Source organism: Streptomyces sp. WAC 06738 (assembly GCF_003945505.1).
Taxonomy (GTDB): domain Bacteria; phylum Actinomycetota; class Actinomycetes; order Streptomycetales; family Streptomycetaceae; genus Streptomyces.
This window is the reverse complement of sequence record NZ_CP029618.1, coordinates 258,048-274,702: the sequence shown is the minus strand read 5'-3', so window position 1 is coordinate 274,702 and position 16,655 is coordinate 258,048. Positions and strand designations below refer to the sequence as shown.

At 76.0% G+C, this 16,655-nt stretch carries 13 protein-coding genes and 1 pseudogene; 5 read left to right on the top strand and 9 right to left on the bottom strand.

Features of this window, described 5'->3' with window-relative positions; translation table 11 throughout:
- The first annotated feature begins 17 nt into the window (after window positions 1–17).
- Together DMB38_RS00975 and DMB38_RS00970 are read left to right on the top strand one after the other, a co-directional pair.
- Window positions 18–1,187, top strand: a complete 1,170-nt coding sequence (locus DMB38_RS00975) for an exonuclease SbcCD subunit D (protein WP_125933523.1) — start codon at window positions 18–20, stop codon at window positions 1,185–1,187.
- The gene (locus tag DMB38_RS00970) at window positions 1,184–4,198 is read left to right on the top strand and encodes an SMC family ATPase (RefSeq protein WP_125933522.1); all 3,015 of its coding nucleotides are present in this window, start codon (window positions 1,184–1,186) and stop codon (window positions 4,196–4,198) included. The genes DMB38_RS00975 and DMB38_RS00970 overlap by 4 nt, the downstream gene beginning before the upstream one ends.
- An 88-nt stretch (window positions 4,199–4,286) precedes the next feature.
- On the opposite strand, the gene DMB38_RS00965 is transcribed toward DMB38_RS00970, so the two are convergent.
- Both DMB38_RS00965 and DMB38_RS00960 read right to left on the bottom strand, forming a co-directional pair.
- Entirely contained in the window at window positions 4,287–5,972 is a 1,686-nt protein-coding gene (locus DMB38_RS00965; protein ID WP_125933521.1) for a DUF885 domain-containing protein, read from the bottom strand.
- 57 nt (window positions 5,973–6,029) lie between these two features.
- Window positions 6,030–6,500, bottom strand: a complete 471-nt coding sequence (locus DMB38_RS00960; RefSeq protein ID WP_125933520.1) for an Lrp/AsnC family transcriptional regulator — start codon at window positions 6,498–6,500, stop codon at window positions 6,030–6,032.
- Window positions 6,501–6,559: 59 nt separating this feature from the next.
- On the opposite strand from DMB38_RS00960, the gene DMB38_RS00955 reads away from it, so the two are divergent.
- Window positions 6,560–7,762, top strand: coding sequence for a PLP-dependent transferase (locus DMB38_RS00955; protein ID WP_125933519.1), 1,203 nt, complete (start codon window positions 6,560–6,562; stop codon window positions 7,760–7,762).
- Here the strand turns inward: DMB38_RS00955 and DMB38_RS00950 are convergent.
- The 3 genes and pseudogenes from DMB38_RS00950 to DMB38_RS00940 form a co-directional block, all read right to left on the bottom strand.
- Window positions 7,728–8,219 (bottom strand): annotated as a pseudogene (locus tag DMB38_RS00950) (GNAT family N-acetyltransferase); the annotation flags it as partial. The gene DMB38_RS00955 and the pseudogene DMB38_RS00950 sit on opposite strands and share 35 nt — an antisense overlap.
- A 263-nt stretch (window positions 8,220–8,482) precedes the next feature.
- Complete coding sequence (locus DMB38_RS00945; RefSeq protein ID WP_125933517.1) at window positions 8,483–8,992, bottom strand: DUF1990 domain-containing protein; 510 nt, start codon at window positions 8,990–8,992, stop codon at window positions 8,483–8,485.
- A 62-nt stretch (window positions 8,993–9,054) separates the two neighbouring features.
- A complete protein-coding gene (locus tag DMB38_RS00940) occupies window positions 9,055–10,584 on the bottom strand; it encodes an alkaline phosphatase D family protein (protein ID WP_125938730.1) in 1,530 nt (509 codons plus the stop codon).
- A gap of 225 nt (window positions 10,585–10,809) precedes the next feature.
- Between DMB38_RS00940 and sigJ the strand changes: the two genes are divergently transcribed.
- Window positions 10,810–11,700 (top strand): RNA polymerase sigma factor SigJ, encoded by an 891-nt coding sequence (gene sigJ, locus DMB38_RS00935; protein ID WP_125933516.1) that lies wholly within the window; start codon window positions 10,810–10,812, stop codon window positions 11,698–11,700.
- Between the two features lie 48 nt (window positions 11,701–11,748).
- On the opposite strand, the gene DMB38_RS00930 is transcribed toward sigJ, so the two are convergent.
- Complete coding sequence (locus DMB38_RS00930) at window positions 11,749–12,495, bottom strand: SDR family oxidoreductase (RefSeq protein ID WP_125933515.1); 747 nt, start codon at window positions 12,493–12,495, stop codon at window positions 11,749–11,751.
- Window positions 12,496–12,662: 167 nt separating this feature from the next.
- Here DMB38_RS00930 and DMB38_RS00925 point away from each other — a divergent pair, with 167 nt between their 5' ends.
- Entirely contained in the window at window positions 12,663–13,400 is a 738-nt protein-coding gene (locus DMB38_RS00925; protein WP_125933514.1) for a GntR family transcriptional regulator, read from the top strand.
- Between the two features lie 111 nt (window positions 13,401–13,511).
- Here DMB38_RS00925 and DMB38_RS00920 read toward each other — a convergent pair whose 3' ends face one another.
- Genes DMB38_RS00920 through DMB38_RS00910 form a run of 3 tightly spaced genes read right to left on the bottom strand, consistent with a single transcriptional unit; the run spans window position 13,512 to window position 16,607 of the window.
- Window positions 13,512–14,669, bottom strand: coding sequence for an ROK family transcriptional regulator (locus tag DMB38_RS00920; RefSeq protein WP_125933513.1), 1,158 nt, complete (start codon window positions 14,667–14,669; stop codon window positions 13,512–13,514).
- 44 nt (window positions 14,670–14,713) lie between these two features.
- Entirely contained in the window at window positions 14,714–15,373 is a 660-nt protein-coding gene (locus DMB38_RS00915) for a response regulator transcription factor (protein ID WP_047014345.1), read from the bottom strand.
- 4 nt (window positions 15,374–15,377) lie between these two features.
- The gene (locus DMB38_RS00910; protein ID WP_240661885.1) at window positions 15,378–16,607 is read right to left on the bottom strand and encodes a histidine kinase; all 1,230 of its coding nucleotides are present in this window, start codon (window positions 16,605–16,607) and stop codon (window positions 15,378–15,380) included.
- Window positions 16,608–16,655: the final 48 nt, after the last annotated feature.

Sequence of the window (16,655 nt, the reverse complement as noted above, 5' to 3'; positions counted from 1 at the left end):
CGCTACAGTCGGGCCTCATGCGCTTCCTGCACACCTCGGACTGGCACCTGGGCCGCTCGTTCCACCGGGTGAGCCTGCTCGACGCCCAAGCCGCGTTCCTCGACCACCTCGTCGCGGTGGTGGCCGAGCGCGGGGCCGAGGCCGTCTTCGTCGCCGGGGACGTCTACGACCGCGCGGTGCCGCCGCTGGCCGCCGTGGAGCTGTTCGACCGGGCGCTGCACCGGCTGGGGGCGCTCGGCGTGCCCGTCGTCATGATCTCCGGGAACCACGACTCGGCGCGCCGGCTCGGCGTCGGCGCCGGGCTGCTGGACCGCGCGGGCGTCCATCTGCGCACCGACCCCGCGGGCGTCGGCGAGCCCGTCGTGCTGCGGGACGCCGCGGGGGACGTCGCGTGCTACGGGCTGCCGTATCTCGAACCGGCGCTGGTACGGGAGGAGTTCGCCACCCCCCGCGGCGGGCACACAGCCGTCCTCTCCGCCGCCATGGACCGGGTGCGCGCCGACCTCGCCGCCCGCCCGGCCGGCACCCGCTCCGTCGTCCTCGCGCACGCCTTCGTCACCGGCGGCCAGGTCTCCGACAGCGAACGGGACATCACCGTCGGCGGCGTCGCCTCCGTGCCCGCCTCGGTCTTCGCCGGCGTCGACTACGTCGCGCTGGGCCACCTGCACGGCTGCCAGACCCTCGCCGAGCGCGTGCGCTACTCGGGCTCCCCGCTCGCGTACTCCTTCTCCGAAGCCGCCCACCGCAAGTCGACGTGGCTGGTGGACCTCGACGCCGCCGGCGCCGTCACCGCCGAGCGCATCGACGCGCCCGTGCCCCGGCCGCTGGCGCGGCTGCACGGCCGGCTGGCGGACCTGCTCGCCGACCCGGCCCTCACGCCGCTCGAAAGTGCCTGGGTCGAGGCCACGCTCACCGACACCGCCCGCCCGCACGAGCCGATGGCGCGCCTCGCGGAGCGCTTCCCGCACGTCGTCAGCCTCGCCTTCGCCCCCGAGTCCGCGGACGGCACGGCCGCCGACGCGTCCTACGCCGACCGGCTCAAGGGCCGCGACGACCGCCAGATCGCGGAGGACTTCGTGGCCCACGTCAGACCCGGCGCGATCGCGACGGCCGACGAACGGGCCGTGCTGCACGCCGCGTTCGATGCCGTGCGCGCCGCCGACGCACGCGAGGAGACCGCCAGGTGAGGCTCCACCGGCTCACCGTCGCCGCCTTCGGCCCCTTCGCCGGCACGCAGGAAGTCGACTTCGACGCCCTGTCGGGCGCCGGCATCTTCCTGCTCCAGGGCGCCACCGGCGCCGGCAAGACCTCCGTCCTCGACGCCGTCTGCTACGCGCTCTACGGCGGCGTGCCCGGCGTCCGCCAGGGCGGCACCCTGCGCAGCCACCACGCCGAGCCGCACACCCCGACCGAGGTCGCGCTCGACTTCACCCTCGCCGGCCGCCGCCTGGAGGTCACCCGCAGGCCCGCTCAGCCCCGCCCCAAGCGCAACGGCACCGGCGTCACCACGGAGCGGGCCACCAGCCTGCTGCGCGAGCACGACCCGGCGGCCGGCGAGTGGCGCGGCCTCAGCCGCTCGCACCAGGAGATCGGCGAGGAGATCGGCCGCCTGCTGGGCATGACCCGCGAGCAGTTCTGCCAGGTCGTCCTCCTCCCGCAGGGCGACTTCGCGCGCTTCCTGCGCGCCGACGCGGAAGCCCGCGCGAAGCTGCTCGGCCGCCTCTTCGACACCGGCCGCTTCGCCGCCGTCGAGGACCACCTCGCCGAGCTGCGCCGCCGCTCCCAGGAGGCGGTACGCGACGGCGACGAGCGGCTGCTGCACCTCGCCCACCGCATCCGGCAGGCCGGCGGCCCGGCCACTGCCGGCGACCCGGAAGACTGGTCGCCCGACGATGCCAAGCCGGGCGAGGCCGGCCTCGCCGACGGCGTGCTCGGCTACGCCGCCGTCGCGCGCGCCACCGCCCGCGAGCTGGCGGACGCCGCGGAGTTGCGCTTGCGCACCGCCGAGTCCGCCCACGCGGCGGCCGAGAGCCACCTTCAGGACGTACGCGAACTCGCCCGGCTGCAGCGGCTGCACGCCGACGCCCGGCAGCGGCAGCAGGCCCTCGCCGAACGGCGGCAGGAGCGCGCGGCGCTCGGCGAGAAGCTGCGCCGCGCCCGTGACGCCGCGGCCGTGGCGCCCGCCCTGGAGCTGCGCGACCGGACCGCCGCCGCGGCCCGCCAGGCCGCCGCGGCCGAGGAGGCGGCCCGCGCCGCGCTGCCCGGCACCGTCGCCGGCGGCGGCCCGGACCAGCTCGACGCGCACGAGGCGCGCACCCGGCAGGAGCTGGGCGCCCTCGACGCCGCCCGCGCCGCCGCGGCCCGCAGCGCCGCGATCGCCCGCGAACTCGCCGCGCTGGACGAGGAGTCCCGCGCCGACGAGGACGTGCTGCGCGAGGCCGCGGGCTGGCTCGACGACTGGGATACCCTGCGCGGCGGCCTCCAGCGCCGCGTCGACGAGGCCCAGGGCGCGGCCACCCGCGCGGAACAGCTCGCCGCGGAACACGAGGGCGCGCGCCGCCGCCTCGACGCCGCGGAGCGCCGCGACGAGCTGGCCGGAAGGACCGATGAGGCCCGGCGCGCGCACCTCGACGCGGGCGAGCGCGCCGGGCAGGCGCACGAGACCTGGCTGGAGCTGAAGGAGCGGCGCCTCGACGGCATGGCGGCCGAGCTGGCCGCCCGGCTGGCCGACGGCGAGCCCTGCCCCGTCTGCGGCTCCGCCGCGCACCCCGCGCCCGCCACCGTGGACGGCGCCCACGTCGGCGAGCGCGAGGAGAACGAGGCGCTGGCCGCGTACCGGGCCGCCGAGCGCGTCCGCGAAGAGGCCGCCCGCAGGCTCGACTCGCTGCGCCAGGCCCGCGACGCCGCCGCCGAGGCGGCGGGCGAGGAGAGCAGGGAGGCGCTGGCCGCCGCCGTCGCGCGGCTGGCCGGGGAGCTGAGCCGGGCCCGGGAGCTGGCCGCCGGCGCGCTCGCCGTACGCGAGCAACTGGACCAGGCGCACGAGGAGCACGCCCGCCGGGTGCGCGGCCGGCAGCAGGCCGAGAGCCGCGCCGCCGCCCGCGCCTCCCGCGCCGACGCGCTCACCGCCGAACGGGCCGCGCGCGACGCCGAGGTGCGCGCCGCCCGCGGCGGCGCCGCCGGCGTCGAGGAGCGCGCGGAACAGCTCACCTCGCTGGCCGACCGGCTCGCCGTCGCCGCCCGCGCCGCCCGAGAGGCCGCGGCCGCCGCCGAGCGCGGCAAGGACGCCGACGCGCGCGTCGCCGACGCCGCCTACCGCGCCCGCTTCGAGACCCCCGAGGAGGCCGCCGCGGCGCTCCTCGACCCGGCCGCGCTGCGGGACGTGGAGGCGCGGCTGGAGGCGTGGCAGGCCGAGGAGGCGGCCGTCGCCGAGGCGCTGGCCGAGCCGCGCGCCGCCGCCGCTGCCGCCCGGCCACCCGCCGCGGTCGGCGCCGCCGAGGAGGCGTTCGCGGCCGCCGCCGCCCGGCTGCGTACCGCCGCCACCGCCGGGGACACCGCGCGCGAGCGGTGCGACGCCCTCGCCGGGCTCTCCGCCGAGGCGGCCGACCGGGTGCGCCGGCTGGCACCGTTGCGTACGGAGCACCACCGGGTGGCCCGCCTGGCTGCGCTCACGGCCGGCACGTCCGCGGAGAACGAGCGGAAGATGCGGCTGGAGTCGTACGTGCTGGCCGCCCGGCTCGAACAGGTCGCCGCCGCCGCGACGGCCCGGCTGGCGCGGATGTCCTCCGGCCGGTTCACGCTGGTGCACTCCGACGAGCGCGCCCACGGCCGGGGGCGCCACGGCCTCGGGCTGCACGTCGTGGACGCCTGGACCGGCACCGAGCGGGACACCGCCACGCTCTCCGGCGGCGAGTCGTTCTTCGCCTCCCTCGCCCTCGCCCTCGGCCTGTCCGACGTGGTGGCGGAGGAGGCGGGCGGCGTCCGGCTCGACACGCTCTTCATCGACGAGGGCTTCGGCAGCCTGGACGAACAGACCCTGGACGAGGTGCTGGACGTCCTCGACGCGCTGCGCGAGCGGGACCGCACCGTGGGCATCGTCAGCCACGTGCCGGAGCTGCGGCGGCGCATCCCGGCGCAGTTGGAGGTCGTCAAGGGCCGCTCGGGCTCGTACGTACGGCACCGCACGGCCGCGGACCGCTGACGGGCGCCGCCCCGCCCCGTGCACGCGCCCCGGCGCCCGTACGGCCGCGACCCCGAGGGCCGCGGCCGTACGCCGTCCTACCGCCGCGTCACAGCGCCGACAGCTCGGCCTCCAGGTCGTCGAGACCGAGCGAGCCCTGCGACAGCGCGGCCATGTGCCACGCCTTCGCGTCGAAGTCCGCGCCGCGCGCCTTGCGCGCCGCGTCCCGGCCGCGCAGCCAGGCGCGTTCGCCGATCTTGTAGCCGATCGCCTGCCCCGGCATCGACAGGTAGCGCGTCAGCTCGCTCTCCACGAAGTCCGCGGGCCGCCCGCTGTGCATCCCGAAGAACTCCTGCGCCAGGGCCGGCGTCCACCGCTCGCCCGGGTGGAAGGGGGAGTGGTCCGGGATCGGCAGCTCCAGGTGCATGCCGATGTCGACGATCACGCGCGTGGAGCGCATCATCTGTGCGTCCAGGTAACCGAGCCGCTGTTCCGCGTCGGTGAGGAAGCCCAGCTCGTCCATGAGCCGCTCCGCGTACAGCGCCCAGCCCTCGCAGTTGGCGCTCACCCAGCCGAGCGTCGACTGGTAGCGGGAGAGCTGGTCCTTGACGTACACCCACTGCGCGAGCTGCAGATGGTGCCCGGGGACGCCCTCGTGGTACCAGGTGGAGACCAGGTCGTAGACCGGGAAGCGGGTCTCGCCCATCGTCGGCAGCCAGGTGCGCCCGGGGCGGGAGAAGTCCTCGGCGGGCGGCGTGTAGTACGGCGCGGCGGCGCCGCCGGGCGGGGCGATCCGCGACTCCACCCGCCGCACGGGACCGGCCAGGTCGAAGTGCGTGCCGTCGAGCGCCTCGATGGCCTCGTCCATGATCCCCTGCAGCCACTCGCGGACGGCGTCCTCGCCCTCGATGTGGGTGCCGTGCTCGTCCAGGTGCTTCAGCGCCTCCCAGGGGGTGGCGGCGCCGGGCAGGATCTTCGCGGCCTCGGTCTTCATCTCGCCGAGCAGCCGGTGGTATTCCGACCAGCCGTACGCGTACGACTCGTCCAGGTCGAGGTCCGCGCCGTTGAAGAAGCGCGACCAGCGGGCGTAGCGCTCGCGCCCGACGACGTCGGGCGAGCCGGCCGCTGCGGGCGCGTACACGTCGCGCATCCAGTCGCGCAGCGCGCTCACCGCGGCGGTGGCCTCGCCCGCGGCCGCGTCCAGTTCCCCGCGCAGCGACTCGGGCCCGGCGGCGGTCAGGTCGCCGAACCAGCCGCGCTCCCCGCCCGACCACTCGGTGAGCTGGCCGACGAACGTCGCCGTCGCCCGCGGCCCGCCGAACAGGCCCTTGTCCACGCCCGCGGCCAGCGACCGCCGGTAGCCGTCGAGTGCCGCCGGGACCGCGCGCAGCCGGGCGGCGATGTCCGACCAGTCGTCCTCGCCCGCGGTCGGCATCAGCGTGAAGCACTCGCGCATCAGGTGCACGGGGGAGTGGATGTTGCTGACGGCGCGCAGGCCCTCGTCCGCGTCGTGCACGGCGAGTTCGGCGCTCAGCCGCTCCCGCAGCAGCCGCGCGCAGCGCCGCTCCGCGTCGCTGTCCGCGCCGGGCTGCCGCTCCGCCTCGTCCAGGGCCGCAAGGGTGGCGCGGCCCAGCTCCGCCACGGCCTGTTGGCCGTCGGGGGAGAAGTCGGGGAGAGTCCGGGAGCTCTCCGGCACGCCGAGCATCGTGCCGCTGATGGGGTCGAGGTCGATCAGGTCGTCGACGTAGGCGTCCGCCACCTGCCGGGGCATTCGCTGGTTCGTGGAGTCGGGCATGCGGGCCATCCTCGTACACGGGGGCGGGCGCCGTCATCACCAAAACGGCCTCGTGCCCTACGGAGGCAGCAGCGGCCCGCACTCCCAGTGCTGGAAGACCAGCCGCGTCTCCACCCGGGCCACCTCCCGGCGCGAGGTGAACTCGTCCAGCACCAGCCGCTGCAGGTCCGCGGCGTCGCGTACGGCGACGTGCAGGAGGTAGTCGTCGGGCCCGGTGAGGTGGAAGAGCGCGCGGGACTCGGGCAGCGAGCGGACCCGCTCGACGAAGGGGCCGATCAGGTCGCGGCGGTGCGGGCGGACCTGCACCGACAGCAGCGCCTCCAGGCCGCGCCCGAGCCGCGCGGGGTCGATCGCGAGCCGGTGGCCGGTGATCACGCCGGCGCGGCGCAGCCGGGCCACGCGGTCCAGGCAGGTGGAGGGCGCGACGCCGACGGCGGCGGCCAGATCGCGGTTGCTGGTCCGGGCGTCGTTCTGCAGCACCCGCAGAATCTCCAGGTCCACCGGATCGAGAGCGGGTGAATCGGGCATCGGCCGAACGTAGCACGGGCATCGCCCGCCCGCGCCCGTACGAGCTTCAGCATCGGGGCATGGAGACCCCGACGCGTTCACTCGCCACCGAGGCCGTGCACGCCGGGCGCGAAGACCTCGCCGCCCTCGGCCTGCACGCCGCCCCGCTCGACCTGTCCACGACCTACCCGTCCCCGGACAGCAGGGGCGAGGCCGCCCGTATCGACGAGTTCGCCGCCACCGGCGCCCCGCTCGAAGGACCGCAGGTCTACGGCCGGCTCGGCAACCCCACCGTCGCCCGCTTCGAAGAGGCCCTGGCCCGGCTGGAAGGCACCGAGTCGGCCGTGGCGTTCGCCAGCGGGATGGCCGCGCTCAGCGCCTGCCTGCTGGTACGCGCCGGCCTCGGGCTGCGGCACGTCGTCGCCGTCCGGCCGCTCTACGGATGCAGCGACCACCTGCTCGACAGCGGGCTGCTCGGCACCGAGGTGACCTGGACCGACCCGGCCGGCGTCGCCGACGCCCTCCGGCCGGACACCGGTTTGGTGCTCGTCGAGACCCCCGCCAACCCCACGCTCGCCGAGACGGACCTGCGGGCCGTCGCGTACTCCTGCGGCTCGGTCCCGCTGCTCGTCGACAACACCTTCGCCACCCCCGTCCTGCAGCGCCCCGCCGAGCACGGCGCCCGGCTCGTGCTGCACAGCGCCACCAAGTACCTCGGCGGCCACGGCGACGTGATGGGCGGCGTCATCGCCTGCGGCGAGGAACTGGCCGGCGCCCTGCGCCGGATCCGCTTCGCCACCGGCGGCGTGCTGCACCCGCTCGCCGGTTACCTGCTGCTGCGCGGCCTGTCGACCCTTCCGGTACGGGTACGGGCCCAGTCCGCCACCGCCGCGGAACTCGCCCGCCGGCTCGCCGGCCACCCCGCGGTGACCCGGGTGCGCTACCCGCGGCTCGGCGGCGCGATGGTCGCCTTCGAGGTGCGCGGCGACCCGCACGCGGTCATCGGCGCCGTCCGGCTGATCACCCCGGCGGTGAGCCTCGGCAGCGTCGACACCCTCATCCAGCACCCGGGTTCGATCAGCCACCGCATCGTCGACCCGGCCGACCGCCGCTCGGGCGGCATCGGTGAGCGGCTGCTGCGGATGTCGGTCGGCCTCGAGGACGTGGACGACCTGTGGGCGGACCTCGGCGCGGCGCTCGACGCGGCCGGGGAGCCGGACCCGGCCGCGGAGGCGGGCCGCGCCGCCGTCAGCGCGGTCCGGCCGGACCCACCGGGGTGGTGAGCCGCTCGTCGAGGCGCGCGGTGACGACGAGCGTGGCGCCCTCGACCTGGTACTCCAGCGGGACGCCCGCCTTGCGCAGGGTGGCGTCCATGGCGGCGTCCAGCGACCGCGTCACCACGTACACGCTGCCGTAGCCCATGCCCGCGGCCGTCCTCAGCAGCCGGCGCAGCAGGTCGGTGCCGAGGCCGCGGCGCTGCCAGGCGTCCTCCACGAGCACCGCCAACTCGGCCTCGTCGTCGTCCCACAGCAGGTGCCCGAGAGCCACCAGCAGGCCGCCGGCCGTCTGCACCGCCAGCGTCCGGCCGAAGTGCGGGCTCAGCAGATGCCGCAGATAGCCGTCGGCCTCCTCGGGCGGGCCCTGGTAGCGCATGGCCAGGGTCCGCCGGGAGCAGCGCCGGTGCAGCGCCAGCGCGGCGTCGTGGTCCTCGGGCCCGGCCTCGCGGACCGTGAGGGGGCTGGCCGTCCGCGGCCCCGGCGCGTCCCGGCGGCGCGGCGGGCGCGCCCCCGGACGGCGGTCCGGCACGGGGTGGGCCCTGCCGTCCGCCCGGAGGACGGCGGCGATCGTGTACGGACCGGGCGCCGCGGACGCGCGCCGCGGGCCCTGCCCCCTCGGTGCGGTGTGATCGGCCATGAACTCCAGCTTTCCGGACGGGTATTGCGTGATCAAGAACGAGCTGTGACCGGATGGTAAAGGGTGAATCGGACCTATGAGGGCAGTTTTCAGCCGACGTTCGCGAGCCGCCGCAGCACCCGGCCGCAGCGCCGGGCGTACCCGCGCTGGAAGACGCCGAGGAGCGGTCCCATGGTTGCCACCCACCGCGCGGCCGGACGGCTGTACGCCGTGACGGTGAGCCAGACGACGCCGTCGTCCGCCCACTCCACGACGAACGCCTCCTCACCCGTCTCCGGGTGCCCCGGCAGCGTTCCGTACCCGAACCCGCCGCGCCGCTCGCCCCGTTCCGCCCACACCACGCGGCAGGGCGCGAGGATGCGCAGCGGGCGCCGGCCGAGGCCGACGACGAGCCGCACGCCGGGCGCGGCGCGCGGCCCCTCGGCGTCGATGGTGACCCCGACCGCCCGGTGCATCCGGAACGTCAGCACCGCCTCGGTCGCCGCCCGGTACGCCGCCGGTCCCGTGCCTATGCGGGTGCGTACGGCGAAGGAGTCGAAGCCCGCGGGACTGCGGCCGTCGCGGGTGGCGCCGACCGGGGCGTACGTGAGGTCGTCCACGCCCCGCAGCGTACGCGCCGGCCGGCGACGCAGCCGCCGCGGGGCGTCCGCGGACGTTCCGGCTACTGCCCGACGAGCCCCGGCTGCAGCACCTTCGTGAAGAGCACCGCGCCGCCCTCCTCGCGCAGCCGCACCGTCAGCTCGCGGCTGCCGCCGTCGATCAGCACCTCGCCGTAGAACTGGAAGCCCTGGCTCGGCGCCACGTTGCCCGTCTGCGGCGCCTTGAGGAAGACCCGCTCGGGTCCGAACGTGCCGTCGAGCGCGCTACCCGGGAAGGCGCCCGCGTGCAGCGGCCCGGTGACGAACTCCCAGAAGGGGGCGAAGTCCTTGAACCCCGCCCGCGCCGGGTCGTAGTGCTGCGCGGAGGTGTGGTGCACGTCCGCGGTCAGCCACACGGTGCCGGTGATCCGCCGCTGCTTGATGTGCCGCAGCAGCTCGGCGATCTGCAGCTCACGCCCCAGCGGCGCGCCGGGGTCGCCCTGCGCGACGGCCTCGACGTTCGTGCCGTCCGGCACGACCAGGCCCAGCGGCATGTCGGAGGCGATGACCTTCCACTCCGCGCGGGAGCGCTGCAGCTCCCGCTTGAGCCAGGCCAGTTGCTCGCGCCCGAGGATGCCGTGGACGTCGTCGGGGGCGAGCCCGTCGGAGTTGGCGTTGCGGTACGTGCGCATGTCCAGCACGAAGACGTCGAGCAGCGGCCCGTACGAGACCTTGCGGTAGACCCGCCCGGCGCCGTCGGAGCCCAGCGTGGGCACCGGGAAGTACTCGGCGAACGCGCGACGGGCGCGGGCCGCGAGCACGTCGGCGCGGCGCTCCGTGTAGCGCGCGTCGGTGAGGATCTCGCCCGGATACCAGTTGTTGACCACCTCGTGGTCGTCCCACTGCACCACGATCGGCACCTGCGCGTTGAAGCGGCGCACGTTCTCGTCGAGCAGGTTGTAGCGGAAGTTGCCGCGGTACTCCGCGAGCGTCTCGGCGACCTTCGACTTCTCCTCGGTGACCAGATTCCGCCACACCGTGCCGTCGGGCAGCGGAACTTCGGCGCTCAGCGGCCCGTCGGCGTATACGGTGTCGCCGCTGTGCAGGAAGAAGTCGGGGTCGAGGCCCTGCATCTCCGCATACACCCGGTAGCCGCCGCGGTCGGGGTTGATGCCCCAGCCCTGTCCCGCGACGTCGCCCGACCAGACGAAGCGCACGTCCCGGCGGCGCCCCGGGGCCGTACGGAACGTGCCCGCGACCGGCTCGCCGGAGCGGCGCGGGTCGTCCGCGTCCTCCAGCACCACGCGGTAGTGCACCTGCTCACCGGGCGGCAGCCCGTGCAGCCGTACGGTGCCGGTGTAGTCGGTGCCGGGACCGAGCAGCGGGCCGCGGCGGCGCTGCACCGTGCGGAACGAGTCCGTCGCGGAGGTCTCCACGACCATCCGCGCCGGGCGGTCGGCGCGCACCCACACGGTGCCGCCCTGGGCCGTCACGTCGCCCACCTGTACGCCCCACGCCGCCCCCGGCCGGCCGGCGAGCGCCTGCGCGGGCGCGCCGCCGGACAGCGTGGGCACCGCCAGCGCGGCGGAGGCCGCGAGGCCGCCGCGCAGCACCGACCGGCGCGCGGGGCCGCCGCTCGCTCTCTCTCCCGTGTTCACCTGGTCTCCCGTCGACGTGCGGATCTCGTGCGCCGTCAGACCTACCGGCGTGTGTTGCCCGTGGCACGAACGACAAGTGAACAACTGCCCCTGCGATGCGGGAAGTGCGCCGCGCGGGGGGAGGGCGTCCGGGAGCGGCCGGATTGGACAGGAGGGTGTTTCTTCAGGTGATATGGAGGGGTGGCTTACGGCACCGAGCTAGACGTCTTCGAGGAGCACCGATCCGTCCTGATGGGCGTGGCGTACCGCATGCTCGGCGCCTTCGCCGACGCCGAGGACGTGGTGCAGGACACGTGGCTGCGCTGGTCGGCCGCGGACCGCGACCAGGTCCGCGACGCGCGGGGCTACCTCGTGCGCATCACCACCCGCCTCTCCCTCGACCGGCTGCGCCAGACCCAGGCGCGGCGTGAGGCGTACGTCGGCTCCTGGCTGCCGGAGCCGCTGGCCACCGACCTGCTCGGGGACACGCCGCCGGACGGCTCGGAGCGGGCGCTGCTCGCCGAGTCGGTGACGCTGGCAATGCTCGTGGTGATGGAGTCGCTGTCGCCGCTGGAGCGGGCCGTCTTCGTGCTCCGGGAGGCGTTCGGCTTCCCGCACGCGGAGATCGGCGCGATGCTCGACCGCTCCGAGGAAGCCGTGCGCCAGCTCGCCGGCCGCGCCCGCCGGCACGTCACGCAGCGCAAGCCGCGCTACGACGTGGACACCGCAGCACAGCGCGACATCACGGAACGGTTCCTCCAAGCCGCCGCCGGCGGCGACCTGGAGGGGCTGATGGCGCTGCTGGCCCCGGACGTGGACGTGATCTCCGACGCCGGCGGCAAGGCGAAGGCGCCGCGCCGCGTCATCGAGGGCGCCGACAAGACGGCCCGCGTCTTCATCGGCACGTCGGGCGGCCGCTACGAAGTGCCGGAGCCGGAGCTGGTGTTCCGCGAGATCAACGGCCAGCCCGGGCTGCTGCTCCTGTCGAAGGGCGAGCCGGACACGGTCATGGTGCCGCAGTTCCGGGACGGCCTGATCGCCCGCGTCTACCTCATCCGCAACCCGGACAAGCTCCGCGGCGTCCGCACCTAGCCGCCTCCGCCTCGGCGGCGGAGGCAGCCGGGGCGGCCGGACGCGGGCCTAGAGACCGCCGGAGACCCGCAGTACCGCGCCCGTGGTGTACGACGCCTCCGCGGAGAGCAGCCACGCGACCGCGCCGGCGATCTCCTCGGGTTCTCCGGGGCGGCGCATGGGCACCCGCTCCGGGTTGCGCCACGGCCGCTCGGGGTCGCCCATCGCCGCGTGCATGTCGGTGACGGTCATCCCGGGCTGAACGGAGTTGACGCGTACCCCCTCGGGCCCCAGCTCCTTGGCCAGGCCGACCGTCATGGTGTCCACGGCGGCCTTGCTCGCCGCGTAGTGGACGTACTCCCCGGGGCTGCCGAGGGTGGCCGCGCCGGAGGAGATGGTGACGATCGCGCCGCCGCCGCCACCGTGCCGGGTGGACATCTCGCGCACCGCGCGCCGGGTGCAGGTGAACGTGCCCATGACGTTGACGTCGAGCACCCGGCGCATGACGTCGAGGGACGTCTCGTCGAACCGGCCCAGCGGCCCCGTGATCGCGGCGTTGTTCACCAGCGCGGTCACCGGCCCCAGGCGCTCGCGCGCGGTGTCGAACAGGGCGTCGACCTGCTCGGGGTCGCTGACGTCCGCCCGTACGGCCACGCACGCCACCCCTTCGGCCCGCGCCTCCGCCGCCACCCCCTCCGCGGCGGCCTCCGCCCGCTCGTACGCGAGCGCCACGCCGTGACCGGCGCGGGCCAGTCTCCGCACGATCGCCGCGCCGATGCCGCGGCTGCCCCCCGTGACCACCGTGACCTGGTCCATCGCTGCCTTTCCGCCGTCCGTCGGATCGCCGGACGGACCGTACCCCAGGGGCATTGGTCTTGACCAAGTCCGGGTGGCGTCCTACTGTCGGCGAGAGATACTGCAACAACCTTTCATAAACAACCGCGCATAAAGGCGGCCAGGCCGACGGGGATTGCGAGGATCAGGTGGGGACCACGCAGCCGGACACCGTGACCGAGCTGAAGTACTGGCATCTCAAAGGTGTGATCAGCGAGGCGCTGGAATCGGAGTTCTCGGTAGGGGAGATCCTGCCCAACGAGCGCGAGCTGGCGGCCCGCTTCGGCGTCGCCCGCGCGACCCTGCGGCAGGCGCTCGACCAGTTGGAGCTGGAGGGCCGGCTGCAGCGCAGGCGGGGCGTCGGGACGACCGTCGCGCCGCCGCGCGTCGGCGTGCCGGTGGGCTCCCCGCGCGAGATGTGGCCGGGCGAGGCCGACGACGGCTGGGAGGCCGTCGACGCCGCCGCGGTCGCGGCCCCCGCGGCCGTCGCGCGCATGCTCGGCACCGACGCGACGGAGCCGGTGCACCGGGTGCACCGCTCCCGCAGCCGCAACGGGCAGCCGGTCGCGGCCGAGCTGATCTACGTGCCCGGCGTCTCCGCGCCCGGCTTCAGCCGCGGCGACTCCTCCGTCGGCGCCGCCCGCGCCCGCGCCGTGCTCCACGAGCTGCACCGGCTGCCGCTGGAGGGCCAGGACCGCACCGTCGAGCTGGGCTCGGCGCGCGCGGAGGACGCCCGCGAGCTGGACCGGCTGCCGGGCGCCCCGGTGCTGGTGGTCACCACGCGCTACGTCTCCCGGGGGCGCACCGCCGCCGTCGCGGTCTCCACGTACCGCGCGGACACCTGCCGGCTCACCCTCGACGCGGACGCGGCGGTGCTGGCGAGCTGAGCCGCCTCCCGGAGCGTACGGACCGGGCGGGACGCCCCGCGCGGAGCAGGAAGCGGCGGCCGGACGGCCGGGCCGGGAGCGCACACCCCGTCCGGCCGGCGGCCCGCCGGCTCACCGCCGCGCCGTGACCGTGCTCTCCACGGCGAACAGCTCCTCGTCCAGGTGGTCGAGGGCCAGCCGCAGCGCGCCCGTGGCCACCGCCGCCTCGCCGAGCAGCGACAGCACGACCTCCGGGGGCCTCAGGCAGTAGCGGGCCAGCTCGGCGTGGAGCGGCTCCAGCACGTCGTCCACGCCCGCCGCCCAGCCGCCGATCACCACCAGCTCCGGGTCCAGCGCCAGCACCAGCGCGGCCACGTCGTGCACCAGCCGCTGCATGAACCGGTCCACGGCCCGGCGCGCCCGCTTGTCGCCGCCCTGCGCCAGCGAGAAGACCTCCGCCACCGCCGGCTCGTCCAGCGGGTGCAGCGGCTCCCCGGTGACGCTGAGGAGCTTCTCCGGCGTCGCCTCCCGGCCCAGCAGGTGCAGCGCCCCGATCTCGCCCGCCGCCCCGCCGAAGCCGCGGTGCAGCCGCCCGCCGATCAGCGACCCGGCGCCGGGGCTCAGTCCGGCGCGGACGAAGACCACGTCCGCCGAGTGCCGCGCGGCGCCCTTCCAGTGCTCGGCGACCGCGGCGGTGTTCGCGTCGTTCTCCACCAGCACCGGGCAGCGGAACGAACGCCCCAGCCGCTCGGCGAGGTTGAGGCCCGTCCAGCCGGGCAGCGCCGTGCTCAGCCGCACCGTGCCGTCCGCCTCCACGATGCCGGGGCTGCCGACGCCCACCGCGCGCAGCGTGCTGCGCGCCACGCCGTTCCTGCGCAGGACCTCCTGCACCACGGTCCGTACGTTCGCCAGCCGGTCGTCGGCCTCCGCGGCCTCGTCCACGGTGCGCAGCGCCGAGCCGCGCAGCCGGCCGTCGAGGTCGGAGAGGAGGACGGAGACCCGGTGCGGGCCGATCTCGATGCCCAGCAGATGGCCGGACTCGGCGTGGAAGCGGAACTTGCGGGCGGGCCGGCCCTGGCGCCGGGTCGTGCCCTCCTCGGCCGGGGCCTCCACCACCAGGCCGCTGGCGGCCAGGCCCTCCAGCACGCCGTCCAGGGTGGGCCGCGAGAGCCCGGTGGTCCGCACCAGTTCGGTCAGCGTCGCCGAGCCCGCGTCGCGCAGCGCGCGCAGGACGACGGCGGAGTTGATCCGCCGCAGCAGGGACGGATCCCCGCCGGTGAGCTGCGCCAACGTCAGCCTCCCTGAGCGTGCTTCCGGATAGCGGATCGTATCCGCTATCCGGCCGCGCCGGGAGCGACGAACCCCGACTCGTACGCCGTGATCACCGCCTGCGTCCGGTCCCGGGCTCCCAGCTTCGCCAGGAGCGCACTGACGTGCGATTTGACCGTCTCGGTGCCCAGCACCAGCTCCGCGGCGATCTCGGCGTTCGTCAGCCCGCGGGCGATCAGCCGCAGCACCTCGCCCTCCCGTTCGGTCAGCCGGGCCGCCGCCAGCGCCGCGCGCGCCTCCTCGTTGCCGTGCCCGGCGGCCAGCGACCGCAGCGCGGCCGGGAAGAGCAGCGACTCGCCCTCGGCGACCAGCCGCACCGCGTGCACGATCTCCGCCGGCCGGGCCCGCTTGAGCAGGAACCCGTCGGCGCCGGCGCGCAGCGCCCCGTACACGTACCGGTCCTCCTCGAAGGTGGTCACGACCAGGATCTTCGGCGGCTCGGGGAAGGCGCGGAGCACGGCGCGGGTGGCCTCGATGCCGTCCATGAGCGGCATCCGTACGTCCATCGCGATCACGTCCGGCGCCAGTCGCCGTACGAGGGGGATCACGGCCGCGCCGTCGGCGGCCTCGCCGGCCACCTCGATGTCCGGCTGCGCTTCGAGGATCGCCCGCAGCCCGGCGCGGACCAGGGCGTCGTCGTCGACGAGGAGGACGGAGACGGGCACGGCGTCAGCGTATCGGCAGGGTGACCCGCACCCGCCACTCGCCGTCGGACGGGCCCGCGACCGCCTCGCCGCCGAGCAGCGCGGCCCGTTCGCGGATCCCGCGCAGACCGCTGCCGCCCGGCCCGGGAGGCGCCGCCGCGGCGGACAGCCGGTTGCGTACGTGCAGTTCGAGACCGCCCGCCGAGGCCGCGATACGGACCCTGACCGGCACCGGGCCCGCGTGCCGCAGCACGTTCGTCAGGCACTCCTGCACGATGCGGTAGCCCTCCCGCGACACCGGCCCCGGCACCGACTCCAGCGGCCCCTCGATCTCCGCGCTGATCTCCGCCCCCGCGCCGCGCGCGGAGGCCACCAGCCGCTCCGCCTCGGCCAGCCCGGGCCGCCGGGACGGCGGCGCACCCTCCTGCCGCAGCAGCCGCAGCACCCGCTCCAGGTCCTCCAGCGCCTCCCGGCCGGTGTCCTCGATCGCGCCCAGCGCCCGCTCCGTGAACTCCGGCGACCCCGCCTCCCGCGCGGCCCCGGCCTGCACCACGGCGACGGTCAGCGCGTGCCCGATGGTGTCGTGCAGTTCGCGGGCGAGCCGGTTGTGCTCCAGCAGCCGTTCGGTGCGCTCCTCCAGCGCGGCCAGCCGCTCGGCGGCCGAGGGCCCGAGCAGCCGGGGCGCCAGCGCCGCGATCAGCACGCCGAACCCCCAGCCGGCCGCCAGCAGGGCCGGCACCACGACCGCGATGAGCAGCGGGTACGACCCGTGCCACTCGCCCGGCAGCGGCAGGACCTCCTCGTCGAACGAGGACCAGTGGTGCGCGGAGGTCAGTGCGACGGTCAGGAAGATGCCCTGGACGCCCACCACGGCGGCCAGCAGCCCCACCCACATCCGCAGCACCAGCCAGACGAACACCCGGCCCCGGTCGGCCCACGAGACGGCCGGCGTGCGTGCGAGCCCCGGGTCCGGCTGCGCCTCCGTGCCGTGCGGACCCGGGTACAGCAGGAGCCGGGCCTGCATCGTCTCCAGGAGCCGGGTGGCGGGGATGGTCGCCGCGACGGCGAGCAGCGGCACCGGGCCGAGGGCGAGGACGGCGTAGCTGACCACCGTCGGCACGTCCTCCACGCCCCACACGAAGGCGCCCAGCAGCGCCAGCGTCGCGGCGATGAACAGGTGCAGCCAGCGCGTGTACGTCACCGCCCGCAGCACCGGCCGCAGCGGGCGCAGGAGGTGTCGGGGAGAAGGTGGCACGCCGACCATCGTGCCAGCGGCCTCCGCCCCGCGGCTCCCCCGCGCGGG

What these genes read in the sequence shown, in the direction of transcription:
- DMB38_RS00930 (WP_125933515.1), bottom strand. Translation starts at nt 12,495, where the DNA reads ATGGACCAGGTCACGGTGGTCACGGGGGGCAGCCGCGGCATCGGCGCG.
- DMB38_RS00960 (WP_125933520.1), bottom strand. Translation starts at nt 6,500, where the DNA reads ATGCCCGATTCACCCGCTCTCGATCCGGTGGACCTGGAGATTCTGCGG.
- DMB38_RS00975 (WP_125933523.1), top strand. Translation starts at nt 18, where the DNA reads ATGCGCTTCCTGCACACCTCGGACTGGCACCTGGGCCGCTCGTTCCAC.
- DMB38_RS00955 (WP_125933519.1), top strand. Translation starts at nt 6,560, where the DNA reads ATGGAGACCCCGACGCGTTCACTCGCCACCGAGGCCGTGCACGCCGGG.
- DMB38_RS00965 (WP_125933521.1), bottom strand. Translation starts at nt 5,972, where the DNA reads ATGCCCGACTCCACGAACCAGCGAATGCCCCGGCAGGTGGCGGACGCC.